The sequence below is a fragment of the Candidatus Eisenbacteria bacterium genome (assembly GCA_016867715.1).
Taxonomy (GTDB): Bacteria; Orphanbacterota; Orphanbacteria; order Orphanbacterales; family Orphanbacteraceae; genus VGIW01.
This window is the reverse complement of the sequence record VGIW01000035.1, coordinates 1-17601: the sequence shown is the minus strand read 5'-3', so window position 1 is coordinate 17601 and position 17601 is coordinate 1. Positions and strand designations below refer to the sequence as shown.

Here is a 17601-nt window from a genome sequence, read left to right as displayed (position 1 = left end):
GGACGCGCCTCGGTCAGCGCGCGTCGAGATAGCGGTGGATGCGCGGGAGCTTCCGCCGGACCGGCTCGATCGCGACGATGTCGAGATCCTGCGGCAGACCCGCCAGGTAGTCGCGGCAGTTCCTCGGCGTGAGAAACGACGCGAGCGATTCCAACTCCTCCGCGGTCGCCGAGAGCACATCCTCGAGAAGGATCCCCTCCTCGCCGCGCTCCGTCTCGCGGAGGCACGCGCTCTCCTTCGACGCCAGCGCGATCTTCGCGATCCCCGCCCCGCTGATGAGGTCGCGCGCGCGAACGGTCTTTCTGGATCCGTCTCGGAAGGTGAGCGACGCGAGATCGCTCTCCCCGTTCGGCGAGTAGATGCGCGCGAGCGCCGCCTCGATGATCGTGCGGCGGCTCTCGGCGGCGTCGCATCCGTTCGACGCGTAGGGAATCTCCGGTTCGAAGTGCTTCTCGAAGATCTCGCGCGCCGCGTCCCGGTTCGGCCTCGGGATGCGAATCGGCTTGTCGCCCAACCGCCCGGACCGGGTGAGCGCTGGGCCGAGCCGGTCCGGCCGGTTCGTCGCGCCGATCACCACGATGTTGCCGCGCGATTCGAGACCGTCGAGCTCGGTGAGAAACGCCTTGAGGACGCGGTCGCCGACGTCGCGCGCGATTCCGCCGCGCCCCTCCTCGCCGATCGCGTCGATCTCGTCGAAGAAGAGGACCACCGGACGGTCCGGATCCTCGGCTCCCGCCTCGCGCGCGATGCGAAAGACCTCGCGGTAGTTCGCCTCGCTCTGCGCGAACCACATCGAGTGGAGGCTCGCCGGCTTGATGTTCATGAAGAGCGAGCGGCCGGACGGCGAGCCCGCCGCGAGCCAGTTGGCGATCGCCTTGACGAGGAGCGTCTTGCCGTTCCCCGGAGGCCCGACGAGAAGCGCCGATCCCCTTCGCCGAAGCGCGTACTTCCGCGCGGTCTCGCGGCGCGTCCATCCGAACGCGAGCATCCTCTTCAGCGTCTCGATCTCCTCGTCGAGGCCGCCGATGTCGTCGAGCGTCTCCCTCGGGGTCTCTTCCAGAAACCAGCTCTCTCCCTTCGACCGATCGATCTTCTCGTGCGCGATCCAGAGGGCGCGGTCGTAGCGGACGAGATCCCCGGCGCGGAGCGTCTCTGGGCGGAGCCTCGCACTTCGATCGACGATCACCTCCTCGTCGCCGCGGCACGTGAGCACGAGCCTTCCGTCGGCGGTCAGACGGCTGAAGAGCGCGGTCTCGCCCGGCGGGAGCGCGCCGGACGCCGAGCGGGAGAGGATCGTGTTCTGTTCATTGCTGAGGAGCACCTCGTCCCCGATCTCGAGCGGCCCGACCTCGCTCTCGTTCGAGATGGTTACGACCCGGCGGGAGGAGTGGCAGCCGACCAGCGCGCGCGTCCTTTCGTCGGACACGTAGCGGAGGAAGACCGCCGGATGAAGAGGGGGCGCGAGGACCTTCTCGAAGAGCGCCTTCATTTGGTTCTGTGCTTCTTCCGCCTGCTCGAGACCGCCCCGACAACGAGCGATCTCCTCGAGAAGGAACCGGTCGATCCTCTCTTGCTTCTCGCGGTCGGTCCCGTCTCCCCGGAAGATCTGAAGGTGCCGGATCCTCTGGTCGAGGCTCGGCCCGTTCCCCGGGGACGAGAGGAGCGGAAGGAGAAACGCGCGCATCTCGATTGTCTCTCGAATCCTACGGCTCATGATTCATACCTCGGCAGTTCGGCCATCAATCGCGATCCCCCCCGCGACGCCGGCGTCTCGTCACGTGGAACCCGCGCCGCGCGATCTCTCCCCGTCTCCATCCGTAGCAAGCGATCGTCGGATCCGAGTCGCCCGGGTCGGTGACCACGAGCCCCAGATGGTAGGCGGCCGGGAAGGCGGCCCGGTGGACGAGCCGGTCCTGGGAGGAGAAGAACCCGTCCGCGCGCGCGCGGGACTTCTCGCCCCCGTTCGATCCCTCCGCGCTCTCCCGTCCCCAGATTCCGACCGGGTGGGAGTGGTACCAACCGATCGGGATCTCCCCGCGGTTTCTTCGCGCGAGAACTCGGCGGAAATCCGTCCAGGTTTCCGGCGTGAAGATCACCTTCTCTTTCTCCGCCCTCGTGTGCCGCGCGGGGATCTGCACGGTCGTCTCGACGAAGGCCTCGGGAACGTTCCGGTCGAGGCGGAGGTATCCGGCGAGGACGCCGGCCGTCTCGACTCCCTTCTCCGCGGCGGCGCGGCAAAGGGCCGTCGCCTCCTCGAGCACGGAATGAGGAATGAAGAAAGGGAAGTCCCCCTCCGCCGGATCTCCGGCCGGAGTCGAGCGCCCCAGGAACGAAGAGAGCCTCGATTCCCGCGCGGGGAACGAGGTCCTCGTCTCGACGATCCGAAACTTCACGTGTCGATCATCGATCGGCGGCGCCAAGGAGCGAAGCGCCTTCACCGCGTACAGGAAAGGATCGCCGGCGCGGAGCAGCTTCTTCTCGACCAGGCGCTCGGCCTCTTTCTCCGCTTGACCGCGGAGGTACGCGATCGGAAGCGAGGAGGAAGCTCGCGCGCCGTTCGTTTCGATCTCCACGACGAAGCTCTCCACGTACGGCTCTCCCGCGCGGGGATCCCAGTCGGGACGAATCGCGATCCGCTCCCCCGTGGCTTCCGCGGGGAGATGGAGGCTTCGAAGGGCGGAGAAGCGCGCCCACTCGATCGCCGGTTCCCAGTCGGGACGGACCGCGACCTCGTCCAACCGGCCGCCGTCGTCTCCGAAGAAGACCAGGCGGTACTCGTGCTCGTTCATGCTCCACTCTCCGCGGCCACTTGCGGGGCGGCCCGCACAAAAGAGACCGCGCGGATCAGCGGCGGCCCGCCTCGATGTTCGGGAGCAGCGTGAGAAGATCTCCCGATTCGAGCGCCTCGCCGACCGTCTCGGACGCGTGCAAGTGCCTCCCCTCGCGCTCGAGCCGCGCGTGATAGGCGAGAGGCCGTCCCGCCGTGTCGGCGGCCGGCATCCGCATCGCCTCCAGAAGGTTCTCCACCAGCTCGCCGACCGTCATCTCCTCTTCGAGATCCGAAAGGCTGAACTTCTTCTGGCGGCTGACGTCCGTTGCCTCGATCGCAAGCGTGCTTTCCCGTGTCGACATGGTCGTCCTCCTCGTGTCTTAGGTTCGTCCCAGTTCCTGCGCCGCCGGGACGGGCTGAAGAGCCCATCCGAGCGAGCGCGCGTACGCCGAAGCGATCCGTTCCGTTCGAAAGCTCGGCGTCTCCTTGCCGCAAGCGAAGAGCGCGGCGGAGAGCGCCTGAAGCGCGTGATCGATCGCGCGGGCCGACGGGGAGCCGTGAAGCGCGACCTCGAAGTCGAGCGCGAACCCGCCGTCGTCTTCCTTCTCCGCGGCCGGTCTCGCGAGCCGAATCCCGAAGAAGGCTCGAAGAAGGAAGAGACCGGCCGTCTCCAGAACGCGTTCCTCTCCCGAGCCGAAGCGTCCGATCCGCGAGGCGAGGCGGACGCTCCCATCCCCGATGCGCCTCGCGAGCGCCCGCCGAGGCCCGCGCGAGGTCTCGAGATCGACCGAAAAGACGCCGTCCGAGCGCCTCTCGAAGGACCAGCCGGCCTCTTCGATCGACGCCGCGAGAGCCTTCTCTTCCGGGTCGTCCGGCGCTCCGGGCTCGCCGCCGGCGCGCGCGAGGCGTCCCTCGTTCGGCTCCTCCCCGCGAACCCGGTCGAGAATGCCCGAAAACTCTTGAAATCCAAACCATGTGTCCGTGATCCATTGCTCGCAATCGACGCCGTTCTCGGCGGGGATCTCCGCGCGGAGAATCGTCTCACCCGCGTCCGAGAGGACAGCCTTCCCCGCGCCCGGCAGGAGCCGGTTCGCGAGAAGGAACGAAAGGCTCGACGCCTCGTCCGGCGTCCGCGCGGGGACCTCGAGAAGAACCCATGAGCCGCGAAGCTCCGCGCTCCCCATCGCTCCTTCACCTCTTCTCTCGGCGAGGCGCCATCGCCCGGCTCCGGCCCTCTCGATGTTTCCCGCGAGCCCGGCGAGGATCGCCTCGATCCGTTCAGCGGTTCGTTCCCGCGTCACCGCTCTTCTCCCCCCGCGGCCCGCCGTCTCTTGAGCGGCCGCGGATCCACCGGATATCGCTCGGGATGATTGCGCGCCCATTCGCACGCTTCCGGGTTGAGCGCGTCGTCCTCGCGGAGCGTCCGCTTCTTCCCCGACACCAGATCGAAGATCTGATAGAGAAGATCCGCTAGTTGCGTGCCCGGCTTGAGCCGTCCGATGCAGATCATCGGGAAGCGGATGTTCGGGTGAAACGCCTCGGGCGTCATCCAGTGGAGCACCTCCGCCGGATTCGCGCATCGCAAGTAGTCGGGCGGGAAGTGGATCCCCGCCTGAAAGCGCTCCGCGGTCGCGATCTCGCCGTTTCGATTCTTCACGAGGCCCTTGCAGCGAAACGTCGCGAGGTATCGGCGCGCGGGTTTCGGCCCGATCGGCGCGAGATCGAGAAGATCGGACGACGCGGCGAGCGCAAGCCCTTCTTCCTGCTGCTCGGCGAGAAACGACTCGTAGACTCGATCGGTCATGGCATCGTCCCTTTCGTTTCGCACGCGTTTCCGCGGCGCTCCGATACGAGGCTACACCGCGGCGGGAGGCGCTCCCCCGTGGACGGCTCGATCACCGCCGGCCGGGCCGCCAAGCGGCCGAGCCTCGGGTGCTTCTCCCGAGCGGGCGATCGGAAATCACCCGCGATCATCCTGCGATCACCTCGATCCAATGCTCTTCCCCGGCTTCGAGGACGCGAAGGATGTCCTCGCGCCGCATTCCAACCTCGCCGAGCGGCCTTCGGAGAACCGACTCCGGGACCTCCTCGCTCGAAAGACGATCGGCGACGTCGAATCCCGCGGCGACCCGCATTCCTCCGCAAGCGGGGCAATTGCGATCCGCCGCGGCGATCGACCGCTGAAGCCGCCAGACTTCCTCCGCCGTGCCGCACGCGGTGCACGTGAGCCTCTTCACGAACCGGCTTCCGAGGACCTGAAAGAACGACCCCGCGTTCCCGCGCGCGCCGTTTCGAAATGCCGGCAACTCGGAAAGGGGCGCGCTTTCCGGAACGCCGATCGCCTTGTCGAGCGCCCAGACCGAGTGATCCATGAGGCAGTCCGGATTCCGCCTCGCGCTCGTTCGAAAGAGCCGCTTGTGCCTGGCATCGACGAGAAGCTCTTCGGCGGCGGACGCGGGGTCGAAGACGCCGTCGAGCACCTTTCGGCACTCCGCGATTTGGAGCGACGCCGCGAGCGCCCCGAGATGCGACGGCGCGTTCGTCGAAAACCCGTGCGAAGCGGCGCCTTCCAAGCTCGAGCACGCGTATTTCTGTTCGATCAGCTCGTAGTCGCGCGGTCCCCACCCGCATTCGAGACACGGGTTCTCCCGGCTCGGGAGATAGACGTTGATCCTCGCGAGAAGATTGTCGCCGTCCACCCCCGCATCGATCCAAGGCGCGCCGAGCCGCCAAGCGATCTCGTTCACATACTGCCGGGCGCTCCGCGAGTCGAGGCAGGCGAGCACCGCGTCCGCGCGAAGAAGACCGGCGGGGATCTCCTCCACGCGGTGGGGGAGCGCGATTACTTGGAGGCTCGGGTTCACGCGGCGCATCCTTCTCGCCTGAACGGCGACCTTCCGCTCGCCAATGTCCGGGAGCGCGATGTCCTGGCTGTAGAGGTTGGACGGCTCGTACGAATCCCCGTCGATGAGGACCACACGTTCGACATCCGTCATCCGCGCCAGATGGGGGAGGAGATGCGAGCCGATCACCCCGCCCGCTCCGACGACGGCCACTCGCTTCCCCGGTCGGGGCGCGTGATTCCCCTTCGCGTCGATGCTTGATGCTTCAGATTTCATCGGGACTCCACTCCGGCTCGTCCGCGAGGGATGTGCTCCCGCCGCAGACGGCGCATCCGCCGGCATAGGTCCAACACGGGTACCCTTCGCCGGGGAGGTGATGGTGAAGAACGCCGCAACGGGGACACCGGACAACGGCCTCTCCGTCCCGGATTTCCCGAAGACAGCGCGGGCACCGAACGGACCGTGCTTCTTTCGAGTCGGATTGGAACGTCTCCGGCCGCGCCGCGCGTTCCGCGGAGAAATAGAAGATCCCGGATCCCCTCACGCGGATCTCATCGCCGTCTTCGAGCAACCGGATGCCCGCGGAAACGGGGAGTCCGTTGACGAGAACGCCGCTCCGCAACGAAGAGAGAAGAAACCACGCACCTTCGTTCCATCCGGCGGCGTCCGGGGCATCGCTTGACACAAGAACCGTTTCGCATGCGGCCGAGTCGATCGTCCCTGCCGTCTCCAGGGCCCTCGGAGGGTTCACGGAGAGGGGGTAGAAGCTCGCCGACGAATCGAGAGGGAGAGCCGCCCATTCCCCCGCGTCATCCTTGATCCAAAGACGCGCCATACGGGTGTTTCTCCTTCGCGTGCGCGGCACGTTCGCCCGGAAGCGATTGTGAGGCTTGCCGGCCCCGACCGGCCGGACCTGGGCGCGATCACCGCGGGGGGAGGTCCCGGGGCTGTTGCCGCGCCTCGGGTTACCGTTTTCGATTCGGGCCCGGTGACGCTCGGTCTCTCGGAGATCACAAGCGGCCGGGCGTTTCCTTGATACGCAAAGCGAAACGGTACCCGTCCCCTCTTCGCGTCTGAACGAGCTCCGGATTCACGCCGTTTCGGCTGAGCCGGTCGCGAAGCCTGCACACTCCCTGAGCCAGCGCGCGGGGCGAGACCTTCTTCCCGAGACGCTTGCGAAGAGCGAAACGGATCTCGTCCGGCGTCTTCCATCCGACGAAGCCGTCGGGCGAGTTCCTTCCTCCGGGCTCCGCGAGAAGAGCGAGAAGCTCGGCGCCCATCCGCGGCATATCGAAGGAGTCGCCGCCCTCGACGCGCACGCGCGCGGATCCGTCCGGTGTCTGATCGATCGTGAGCGATGCGACGCCGCGGCGCGCGATCTCTTCGAGCAGCCTCCGCTTCCTCTTCGATCGGGGTCTCGGGATGCAGCGCCCATCCATCGCGATCGGAAGGCGAACCGCGTCGTCGGCGAGCACTGAGAGAAGCCCGCGGGCGAGATCCACACAATCCTTGACCTCGAGCGCGATATCGTCTGCCAACAGCTCCGTTCGCTCCGAGAGACGCACGACTTCTCTCTCCTTTCGAATGATGGCCTCCATGACCTCCATCATCTTGTTCAAGATCTCCTGGGCTTCGACTTTCGGGTCTTTCTCGGGCATGAACATGCGAGGTCTCCTCCGGTCCGACGGGGGATCGGGCGGCCCGCGCGGGAAACGCGATCCGGCGGCCGTTCGGATCGCGTCTTCGAACTCCGCGCGCGGCGGAGGCTCATCGATCTGGGCGCTTTCCTTCGGGAAGCCCAAACGTGCTTTCCGAGCGCTCGGCGGATCGAAGCTCCCTTAACATCGTAAAACACAAGGTCTGCCCTGTGAGATTGGTGCGGGAAGAAACCGGCCGCGAAACTTGTTTCGCCGCGAAACCGCACGGAGCCGGCGTGGTGCAACGCTGGCTCCGCGGGCGAGAGGATAGAAAGACCGAGGCTAGCTGGCGCGGCGGAACGTAGCCTCCTCGATCGGGACATTCAGAAGCATGCGGACCTCCCAATCGTCCACGAAACGAAGGTCGCTCGGGCGACGGGGAATCCGCCCCTGCTTCATCTCCGCCATAACGAACCGCGAGGATCGAATCTCCAGCTCCTTTCGCAGACGGGTGGTAAGGAGGCGTGCCCAGAAGAGCGTTTCGTTGCCGCCGACGCCGAAAGCAGCCAGAAGCTGCGGGCCGTTCGGCCACGGTTCGGCGAGGAAGATGAGAAAGAGGGCCGTGCGGCGGCCTTCTTCGAACTCCCTCCAGCGAGCTTTCTCGTGGCTTCTGACGAACAAGTAATCCGCGGATTGGTTCTGCCGGAATTGGATCTGCGCTCGGTCCGCGTATTTCTGGGGCAGACGATCCGCCAGGAACCGCGCGAGCTTGATCATGTCCCTCGAGCACATCTCGAAGCACACCCGAAGAGACTCGAAGATCTTGGCCTCGAGCATCGTGTAGCTGGGGCACGAGGCCCTGCGAGGCTTGCTGTACACATCGTCCATCGGGAGACGAGTGGTCACGAGCAGAATGTCGGACGGCTTCAGAAAGGAATCGTCGACCGGAACGAGGTTCTCAGGTTCAGGAATCGGTGTGTTGATGAAGATCTCGCCGCCCAGATAGCCCTCTTCGTAGAACACGGAAGCGATGAGGTTGAACGCCTCCCCGTCTCTGAGCGAGTGGAGGTCCACCTTTCGATCGGGACGCTCTCCCCATCGGTATCCAAATCGATGAACGCGCTTCGTGTCCACGGTCCTTCACCCTCCTCGGGCTGTCGGACCGATCGCTCGCACCCGATTCCGGGCCGCCGCCCGGGTCCCCGCATCCGTTCCCGGCGGAAACAGAGACAAAGATGCCTCGCTTGGTTGATGCTCTCCTTTTCGATACGTAAAAGACTAAATTGTTTCTCGGGCAGAAACGACCGACCCGACGCTCCGCTCCTCTACCGATGTTGACAGCTTAGCGCGAAGCGGGCCAACTGTCAATACCCCCTCCTCTTCGACGAACGAGAGAGGGCGCAACCGAGAGGATCGCGCCGCTCTCGCGGCAGCGGGTATCAATCGCACGGTTCCCACGAGACATGAAACAAGGATGCTCCGTCAACCGTTGACCGGGGTTCACCAACTCGGCTGCGGGCTTTCATTCGAAGCCGTCCTCGGATCTTCCCGTCGCCGGGCCGTTGTGCTACGATCGCAGCCAAAGGGGAAGAAATGAATAGAGAGCAAACCCCCGCCGGGGAGAAACCGACCGGGAACGGCCGTCTCGAGATCCGGAACCTATCGATGACGCTCGGCGGGAAGCCGATTCTTCAGCACGTCACGATCGATTTCTGGCCGGGCCATGTGCACGCGCTCATCGGGCCGAACGGGGCGGGGAAGTCGACGCTCGCGAACACGATCATGGGCCTCGCCGGCTATCAGGACTACGAGGGGGATGTGCTTCTCGACGGCGAGTCGCTTCGCGAGGTTCCGATCGACGAGAGGGCCCGCCGCGGGATCACGCTCGGCTGGCAAGAGCCCGCCCGTTTCGAGGGGCTCCTCGTGCGCGATTACATCCTCGCGGGCGCGAAGAACGGCTCGGACGAGAAGGTGCGGGACGCGCTCCTCCGCGTCGGCCTCGATCCGGAGCGGTACGCCTCGCGCGCGGTGGACAAGACCCTGAGCGGCGGGGAGCGGAAGCGCATCGAGCTCGCCTCGATCCTCGCGATGAAGCCGCGGATCGTTCTCATGGACGAACCGGATTCCGGGATCGACGTGGATGCCCTGAACCGCATCTTCGACGCGATTCGGGATCTCAAGGCGCGCGGGGCGACCGTGATCCTCATCACACACAGCCTCACCGTTCTCAAGCAGGCCGAGCACGCGTTTCTCTTCTGCAACGGCAAGCTGATCGACAAGGGTTCGGTCGATCGGATCGGCCGCTACTTCGAGAACCAGTGCCTCCCCTGCGATCATCAAGACGGCCGGGAGTCGCTCTCGCCGTTTCCGGTGCGCGAATCTTGAGTGAGAACTCCACGATCCGCGCGCTGTTCGACTCGGCCGGCCTGCACGAGCCGGGGACGGACACCGCGCGCGTCGTCGTGCACGGAAACCGCGTGATCGGAAGCCGTCTCGTCCGCGGTCTCGATGTGGACGCGCGCGAGACGGCGGACGGAATCGAGGCGGACATCTCCGTGCGGGTAGGCGCGCGCATCGAGACGCCGATCCATATGTGCTTCGGAATGCTCCCCGAAACCGGAAAGCAGCATATCGTTCTTCGCGTGCGGATGGGGAAGGGGGCGGCCGCCTCGATCCTCGCGCATTGCGTATTCCCGAACGCCCTCGACATCACGCACTCGATGGACGCGGAGATCGAGGTCGGCGACGGAGCGGACTACTCCTACTTCGAGCGCCACGTCCACGGAAGAGAGGGCGGGGTTCTCGTCCTTCCGAAGGCGCGGGTCCGCGTCGGGGAGAACGCGCGCTTCAAGACCGAGTTCGAGCTGATCAAAGGGCGCGTCGGGATGATCGACGTGGATTACGAAACGTATGTCGGCCCGGGAGGCGTTCTCGAGATGGTCGCGCGGATCAGCGGGCGCGGGAACGATCGGATTCGGATCGGCGAGACGGGGATTCTCGACGGAGAGGGCTCGCGCGGCGTCCTCAAGAGCCATATCGCCTTGCGCGATCGGGCGAAGGCGGACGTCCACAACCGTCTCGTTGCGAACGCCGCCTATGCCCGCGGCCACGTCGACTGCAAAGAGATCGTTCAGGACGAGGCGTCCGCGTCCGCGATTCCGATCGTCGAGGTGAACCACCCGAAGGCACACGTCACCCACGAAGCGTCGATCGGGAGCGTCGACTCGAAGCAGCTCGAAACTCTGATGGCCCGCGGTCTCACCGAGGACGACGCGGTCGAGCGGATCATCCGGGGATTGCTGAGCTGAGGCGGGGTCTCGTTCCGGCGGAAGTGGGCGCGTCCTACCCTTCGGAGCGCTCGAGCATGCCGGCGACCCGGTAGCCGCACGCCTCCGCCGCGGCGAGAAGCCGGTCTCCCGCGTCGAAGATCCTCCGGACCGACCGCTCGTCGAGCCGTCCCGCTCTTCGCACGGAGAGGAGCGCGGCCGGTGCGAGCGCCCGCGCCAAATCCTCGAAACGTTCTTTGTTGAAGTAGAAGACACCCGCGTGCTCGTGGACCGCGAGACACTCCAGGGCGGCAGGATCGGCGAAGAGATCCGAGAGAAACGCCCCGCTTGCCGTGCGCGACGCTTCCCGTGCCCAATCGTCTCCCCAGACGGCCGCGATCTCCGCAAGGAGAGCCTCGATGCGGGCGGCGCCCGCGTCCCCCGCGGGTCCTGCGAACGCCGCCGTGGCTTTCCGGTCGAGGAGCCAATCTTTGATGAGCGAAGAAAGCGGTTGTCGCGCTCCGGCCGGACTCCCGGCGCTCTCAGGCTCCGCGGAGCTCCCCGCCGCGCGAAGCGCGACGGAAAGAAGAAGCGATCGGAGGAGCGAGGAGCTGTTCCGCCAATCCCGCTCCGCTTCGATCCATCCTCCCGCTCCGCGTTGGGGACCGGGCTCGGCGAAGATCCGCTCTGGATGGATAAGAAGGGCGACTTCCGAGGAGGCGTTTCTCGCGGCGTTCTCGGCGACCGAGGGCTTCCCGGGGTCCGCGCCCGAAGAGCTGGAGAATGCGGCCGCCGCCGTCAGGAAGCGGGGAAGCTCGCGCTCAAGCTCCGCCGCGCGCACCGCCTCGCGGGGCTCCGCCGCGAGGGCGATCGCCGCTCTGAGGACGCGCCCGTACGGCGCGAGAATCGGCTCGAGATCCATCTCGCGGCGCGCGGTTTCGATGCTCTCCACCGGGCGTCCCCCGAGCCGCCGGTCGAGCTCTCCCCAACGTCCGTCCGCGTCGCGCACTGCCCGCCAATCGACGAACGCGTGCCACTGGTAGCCCGCGAGCTCCGCGAAGAGACCGCGCTCGGCGATCTCTTTCCCCGAGCGGAAGTACTCGAGCCCCGTCCGGTGATCGCGGAATGCGTAGTAGCATCCTTCGGACGAGTCGAGAGCGAGAGCCTCCGCGAGCGAACGGCGCAATAGGCGGGGCGAGTCGGCGTTCCCGACGTTGATGGCAGTTGATGTATGAACCGTCCCCGCGGTCCCCTCGTACACGTTGTTGTAGAGGATGAGCGCGCGGTCGTTCTCCGCGCGGTTCGAGTAAGCGAAGACGTTCTCGTCCACGCCGCCGCCGGGACGGACGAAGTCGAAGAGCGCGAAGTTCTCCGCCCCGCTGAAGAGCCGCCGCCGGCGCATGAGGGGAAAGATCTCCGCCTCATGTCTCCGAACGAGATGCTCGTCCACCGGCTCATCCCAATACGCGCGCCTGTACTCCATGCCGTACTTTTCGGTGAAGCCCTCGATTTGTCCGTGGCCGAACATCGGGAGGCCGGGCATCGTGACCATGAGAAGACAAACCCCGATGTACTTGTCTCCCTTCCCGAACTGCTCGACCGCGGTCCGCTCGTCCGGATTGTTCATGAAGTTCACGAAGCGTTTCAGAACTTCCGGGCTGAACTCGAGCACGTTCTTGACCGTCTGGCGATACTTCGCGTTCTCCTCCATCTTCAGCATGTTCATGAAGGCGCTGTTGTACACGCGGTGCATCCCGAGCGTCCGAACGAAGAAGCCCTCCATGAGCCAGAACGCCTCGGCGAGGAGAAGCGTGTCGGGAGCCTCGGCCGCCACGCGGTCGACCACCTCGCGCCAGAACTCGGCCGGGAAGGCGCGGTCGAACTCCTCCTTGCTCATCCCGCGCTCGGCGCGCGACGGAATCGCCCCCGCGTCGCCCGGCTGCGGAAACCAGAGGCGCTGATAGTGCCGTTTCGCGAGGGTCATCGCGGCGTCGAAGCGGATGATCGGGAAGTGCCGGGCCACGTGCAGGATCGTTCGGATCACCGCCTCGCGCACCTCGGGCAAGAGGTAGTTGAGCTGCGCGGTGTCGTTCCAGGGCATGCTCGTGCCGTCGTTGCCGTGATAGATGTAGCGGGTTTCGCCCGTGTGGTGATCGACGCGCTTGAACACGACCGCCGCGTCGCGCCGCTCCCAATAGCCGTCTTCGATGTAGAGGCCGACTCGCGCATCGTCGGAGAGACTGCCGCCGCCGAACGTGTACCAAGGGTAGGGAGGATAGTCGAGTTGGATGAACCAGTGGGGATGCTCGATCACCCAGCGCGAGTCGATCCCCATGTGGTTGGGCACCATGTCGCTCGCGAGGCGGATCCCCCGCATCCACGCGCGGTCCCGGAGATTCCGCCAAGAACCGTCTCCTCCCAGATCGTCGGCGACCCGGTAGTCGTGCAACGAGTAGGCGGAGGCGACCGCTTCGGGGTTTCCCATGTACTGCTTGATCTTCCGAGAGGCGCGGCTCCGCTCCCAGATGCCGATGAGCCAGAGGCCCCGGAACCCCCATCGGGCGAGCCGGTCGAGCTCCTCGTCGGGGATGTCGGAGAGCGTGTGCAGGGAGCGGCCGTATATCTTTGATAGTTGATCGAGCCATACATGAACGTTTTTCGCGATCAAGACGACGTTGCTCATCCAATCGCGGTCGGTCGAGAACGCCTCGAACTCGGGTTCGCCTAGACCGGCGCGCCCGAGGCCGAACGTGGGCACGGGAATCGCTCCCGGGCCGAGCCCGCGTAGCCGCCGGTCCTCCTCCCAGATGTCCAGCGCGAGCGTTATCCGATCGAGGATGCGGCGCGGGAGGAAGTGAGCCCAGCGCTCGCGGATGTATCGGAGCTGTCCCTCGAGGGAGTGCGGTGAGGCGAGCATCGGCGCGCGCAGGCATCGGAAGAGCGTCTCCCCGAGCGGCCGGAACGGCGGCTGCTCCTCGAAAAACTCCTCGAGCCCGACCACATACGGAAGATAGGGAGCCTCCTGCTGCAACCTGGCGTCGTCGAACAACTCGCGCAAGGGCTCGGTCGCGGCGTTCTGCGCGGTGAGCGAGAGGAGGACCGTCTCGATGTCTGCCGCGTCGCGGTTCGGGACCCCTTCCGCGGATCGCGTGAGATAGTCCGCTGTCTCGCGGATGGTTTCGACCGCGCGCTCGACGGCGGGGCCCGGCGCTCCGTCCGGCGTTGTCCGGCGGATCACCTCGTGCGGAGGAAGAAGCCTCGTGAAGACCGTCGCCACGTTCTCGACGCTCGGCTCGCCGATCCGAGCGACCCCGCGACGGCGTCCTCGAGCGAGAACGCCCGGCTGCTCGCGGTGGCAGTAGAAGAGCGCCACGTAGCGGAGCGCGTCCGTGATGAGGCCGAGCGCGAAGAGGTCCTCCGCTCGCAACGGTTTCGGGTGGTACGTGTGAAGAGCCCTCTTTCGGTTCACGAGATGGACGAGTTGCCGCACCTCGAGGACGCTCTCGTCCCCGGGCTCGGGGCTCGTGTCGGCGACGAGCGGCAGGATTTCGAAGCGAACCATCGCCTCGAGCGTGAGGGGGAAGCCGAAAGGGAAGTAGCGTCTTAGGGTTCTTTCGATCGTCGGGTCGGACATGGCGTCTCTCCACGCGCTCCGGGCAGCGGCCGAACGCGATCTTCGCGTTCTCGAGTCTTGGGGGGATTGTATCCGGAGTCGCGCTTCGATTCCAGCGTCCGGAATGCCGGGTCGCGGACGCCCCGAATGCGGCTGTCGGAGCGATTCCCGGAACCCGGACGTTCCGCGAGAAGACCGCGTTGTGCATCCGTCCGCCTCGCTCCTCGATCCCAAACAACTCTTGACAAAGGGAATGGACGGGCTCCTAATAGGGACAGGTTGGGTACTAAAGGAGGTTTGCCATGCCCAAGAAGAGAAAAGCGCGGAAGGCTCTGCCGAGGGCCGACCGAATGAAGATCATGGCCGAGGCCAAGGCGAAGGGACTCACGGCGACGCAGGTCGAAAAGAAGTACGGCGTCAACAAGTGGACCTACTACGGCTGGATGAAGCGGAGCGGGAAGCCCAAGGCGGCGAGAGCGCGCGGTCCGATCGCGGCGAAGGGCGCGGGCGCCGATCTTCTTCGCAGGGAGATCCGGGCCGTGCTCCCCGGCATTCTTCGCGATGAGCTCGCCCGAGCGTTCGCGGGGATTATCGGGCCGAAGAAAGCGCCGAGACGGGGCCGGTAGACGAACGGTTTCTTCGCCACGATGAACGAGGGGACGCTCTCCGGTCGATCGGGCAATTGCCCGTTTCGATCGGCGAGCGTCCCCCGTTCTCTTTCGGACCGCTCTTTTCCTTACTCCGCCTTCGCGCGCTTCGCGTCGAGGTAAAGCAGAGTCGCGAGCCCGAAGAACACGACAAAACCGAACCAGTTCGAGACGCCTGCGGGGAGGCCCAGCTTCGGAAGGGCTCCGCCCGCCGCCTCCTCGAGCATCTTCGTGAGCGCGTCGAAGACCCCAGCGAGCGCTCCTCCCGCGATGAGACCGGAGGCGAGCAGGATCCCCTTGTCGTTCCTGGCCTTCGAAAGGGCTCCGTCCTTCGCGGACTTCTGAACGAGCCACGCGACGATCGCGCCGAAGAGGATCGGGCTGTTCAGCTCGATCGGAAGGTACATCCCGAGCGCGAACGCGAGGGGGGAGATCCCGAGCACGGTGACGATGCAGGCGATCGCCGCGCCGATCCCGTAAAGAGGCCAGGGGGCTCCCTGCCCCCCGAGGAAGGCGTCGATCACGGCGGCCATCGCGGTCGCTTGCGGGGCGGCGAGCGGCCGTGGATTCTCCGCGGACGGCGCTCCGTAGCCGTACACGTGCGCGAAGAGCATGATGATCGCGGTCACGATGGCGGCGGCCACCGCTGACCCGATAATGTTGCTCCACTGAATCGATCGCGGAGTCGAGCCGAGCCACTGTCCGATCTTGAACTGCGTGACGAGCGATCCCGACATCGAGAGGGCCGTGCAGACGACGCCTCCGATGAGGAGGATGGCGAGCATCCCCGCCTGTCCCTTGAGGCCGAGCGCGGAGAGGCTCACCGCCGCGATGATGAGCGTCGTGAGCGTCATCCCCGAAATCGGCGTCACCGAGATCATCGCGATCGCCCACGCAGAAACGGCCGAGAAGAGGAACACGATGAGATAGACGAGAAGCGTCGAGATGAGCGAAAGCGCCGTCGCGCCCGGCTCGCCCGCGAGAACCACGAAGCGGAAGTACCCGAAGATGATGACGGCGAGAAGGAGCATCAGGCCGACCACCGTGGTCATCTTCATGTCTTTCTCGAGCCGGCTCGTCTCGACCGCGCCTTCATGCTTGGTGAAGAGCTGGCCGATCATTTGCCGGAGCGCCTGGCGAATCACCGGCGACATCTTGATGATCGAGATGATCCCCGCCGCGAAGATCCCGCCGATGCCGATGTTCCGGACGCCGGGAATCGCGCCCCCCTCAGCACCGAAGAAGATCTCGTTGTACGAGAGCCCGCCATGACGCGGGCTGAGATACCCGAAGAGAGGAATGAGCACGAAGAACGCGAGCATCGAACCGGACATGATGATCGAGGCGTAACGGATCCCGATGATGTACCCGAGCCCGAGAACCGCCGCCGAAGTGTTCATCGAGAAGACGGCTTTCAGGCGGTTCGTGAGCGTGTCGAGCGCGGGAATCGCCGCGGTCGTGAAGCGTTCGCTCCAAGTGTGGAAGGCGAGGGCGAGATAGTCGAGCACGATGCCGATTCCGAGAGCGTAGAGAAGAACCTTCGCCGCGCTCCCTCCCCGCTCGCCGGTGACGAGGATCTCCGTGGTCGCCGTCGCCTCCGGGAAGGGGAGCTTGCCGTGCATTTCGGTCGTGAAGTAACGCCGGAAGGGGATGAGGAAGAGCGCGCCGAGAACCGCGCCGAGAAAGGGCGCGATGAAGATTCGGAAGAAGTTCCCCTCGAGACCGAGGATGTAGATCGCCGGCATGACGAAGACCGAGCCGCCGACCACGATCCCCGACGTCGCGCCGATCGCGAGGATGTTCACGTTCTCGACGAGCCCGCTCTTCCGCGCCATGATCGCCGAGTAGCCGACCGCGAGGATGCTGATCGGGATCGCGGTTTCGATCCCCTGGCCCAGCTTCAGCGCGATGTAGCCCGCGGCGGCCGAGAAGACGACGATCATCGCGAGCCCGAAGAGGATCGACCGCTTGGTGATCTCGGGCACGCCCTTCTCGGCGCTCAAGATCGGGACGTATTTCTCCCCCGTTTTCAGTTCGCGGTAGGCGTTTTCGGGAAGCTGCGCGGGCCTCGGCGTTTCATGCTCGCTCATACTCCATCCTCTCCTCTGGTGACGGGTGCTCGGTCCTTTGTACCACAGGAAGGGGCACGGACTCCAGACGGATTTCTCGCCCCGGAAACGCTGCCCCGCCTTCCGGATTCCGGCTCGCCTGGACCCAGGCTATGAATCTTGCTCGCGGAAATCGCCCGCGATCTTCTGGAAAGCGATCAGCGCGAAGATCGCCGCGATCGTGTGCGCGGCGAGCACGTACCACACGCGATCCGGGTGCCCGCCGTCGCGGAAGTACCCGTAAACGGATGTGTAGATCACGCCGCTCGTCGCGCCTCCGATTCCGACCGCGAGGAAGTTGGACCCCATGTAGAGCCCCGCCTTTTCCTTCGGAGCGATCCACGTGATGTATTCCTGGATGCGCGGCGAGGAGATCATCTCGCCGACCGCGAAGAGGAAGATGCCGAGGAAGACGAGCGTTGCGGGGCCGGTGCTCGCGAGCCCGAGAACGACGAACCCGGCCGCCACGATCACGAACCCGAAGAGGAACGACGGGATCGGCTTGAACTTCTCGAAGATGCGCGAGACGAATACCTGCAGGATCATGATGATGTAGCCGGTGTGGGCGATCGTCTCCCCGAGGATGCGCCGCACGCCCGCCTCGTCCCGATGGGAAAGGAAGTCGGCGAATCCCGTGCCGAGAACGCTTCGAATGGCGAGATACAGTCGGGCCGTGTCGACGTTCCGATCGACATAGACCGCGCACAGGTTGAAGAA

The 17601-nt window shown here is 65.7% G+C and carries 14 protein-coding genes and 1 pseudogene; 3 read left to right on the top strand and 12 right to left on the bottom strand.

What is annotated here, in order from left to right; all coding sequences use genetic code 11:
- Positions 1-13: 13 nt before the first annotated feature.
- From FJY73_07800 to FJY73_07760, 9 genes are all read right to left on the bottom strand, one after another.
- Entirely contained in the window at positions 14-1714 is a 1701-nt protein-coding gene (locus FJY73_07800) for an AAA family ATPase (protein MBM3320563.1), read from the bottom strand.
- A 25-nt stretch (positions 1715-1739) separates the two neighbouring features.
- A complete protein-coding gene (locus FJY73_07795) occupies positions 1740-2789 on the bottom strand; it encodes a hypothetical protein (GenBank protein ID MBM3320562.1) in 1050 nt (349 codons plus the stop codon).
- A gap of 55 nt (positions 2790-2844) precedes the next feature.
- Positions 2845-3132 (bottom strand): hypothetical protein, encoded by a 288-nt coding sequence (locus FJY73_07790; protein MBM3320561.1) that lies wholly within the window; start codon positions 3130-3132, stop codon positions 2845-2847.
- An 18-nt stretch (positions 3133-3150) separates the two neighbouring features.
- The gene (locus FJY73_07785) at positions 3151-4071 is read right to left on the bottom strand and encodes a hypothetical protein (GenBank protein ID MBM3320560.1); all 921 of its coding nucleotides are present in this window, start codon (positions 4069-4071) and stop codon (positions 3151-3153) included.
- The gene (locus tag FJY73_07780) at positions 4068-4574 is read right to left on the bottom strand and encodes a hypothetical protein (GenBank protein ID MBM3320559.1); all 507 of its coding nucleotides are present in this window, start codon (positions 4572-4574) and stop codon (positions 4068-4070) included. Before FJY73_07780 ends, FJY73_07785 begins: the two co-directional genes overlap by 4 nt.
- A 166-nt stretch (positions 4575-4740) precedes the next feature.
- Positions 4741-5889: a ThiF family adenylyltransferase gene (locus FJY73_07775; GenBank protein ID MBM3320558.1), complete on the bottom strand. Its 1149-nt coding sequence runs from the start codon at positions 5887-5889 to the stop codon at positions 4741-4743.
- Positions 5879-6448 carry a hypothetical protein gene (locus FJY73_07770; protein MBM3320557.1) on the bottom strand — a complete coding sequence of 190 codons (570 nt, stop codon included), beginning with the start codon at positions 6446-6448 and terminating at the stop codon, positions 5879-5881. Before FJY73_07770 ends, FJY73_07775 begins: the two co-directional genes overlap by 11 nt.
- Before the next feature lie 175 nt (positions 6449-6623).
- Positions 6624-7277, bottom strand: coding sequence for a winged helix-turn-helix domain-containing protein (locus tag FJY73_07765; protein MBM3320556.1), 654 nt, complete (start codon positions 7275-7277; stop codon positions 6624-6626).
- Positions 7278-7592: 315 nt separating this feature from the next.
- Complete coding sequence (locus FJY73_07760; GenBank protein ID MBM3320555.1) at positions 7593-8384, bottom strand: hypothetical protein; 792 nt, start codon at positions 8382-8384, stop codon at positions 7593-7595.
- A 531-nt stretch (positions 8385-8915) separates the two neighbouring features.
- Between FJY73_07760 and FJY73_07755 the strand changes: the two genes are divergently transcribed.
- Positions 8916-9635, top strand: a complete 720-nt coding sequence (locus FJY73_07755) for an ATP-binding cassette domain-containing protein (protein MBM3320554.1) — start codon at positions 8916-8918, stop codon at positions 9633-9635.
- Positions 9629-10558 (top strand): SufD family Fe-S cluster assembly protein, encoded by a 930-nt coding sequence (locus FJY73_07750; protein ID MBM3320553.1) that lies wholly within the window; start codon positions 9629-9631, stop codon positions 10556-10558. Before FJY73_07755 ends, FJY73_07750 begins: the two co-directional genes overlap by 7 nt.
- 859 nt (positions 10559-11417) lie before the next feature.
- Here the strand turns inward: FJY73_07750 and FJY73_07745 are convergent.
- Positions 11418-14078 (bottom strand): annotated as a pseudogene (locus FJY73_07745) (alpha-amylase).
- A gap of 353 nt (positions 14079-14431) precedes the next feature.
- Here FJY73_07745 and FJY73_07740 point away from each other — a divergent pair.
- On the top strand, positions 14432-14755 hold the full coding sequence (locus FJY73_07740) for a hypothetical protein (protein MBM3320552.1): 324 nt from the start codon (positions 14432-14434) through the stop codon (positions 14753-14755).
- Between the two features lie 110 nt (positions 14756-14865).
- Here the strand turns inward: FJY73_07740 and FJY73_07735 are convergent, their stop codons facing one another.
- The gene (locus tag FJY73_07735) at positions 14866-16866 is read right to left on the bottom strand and encodes an oligopeptide transporter, OPT family (GenBank protein ID MBM3320551.1); all 2001 of its coding nucleotides are present in this window, start codon (positions 16864-16866) and stop codon (positions 14866-14868) included.
- Positions 16867-16995: 129 nt separating this feature from the next.
- The coding region (locus FJY73_07730) for a hypothetical protein (protein MBM3320550.1) at positions 16996-17601 on the bottom strand (606 nt) is incomplete at its 5' end.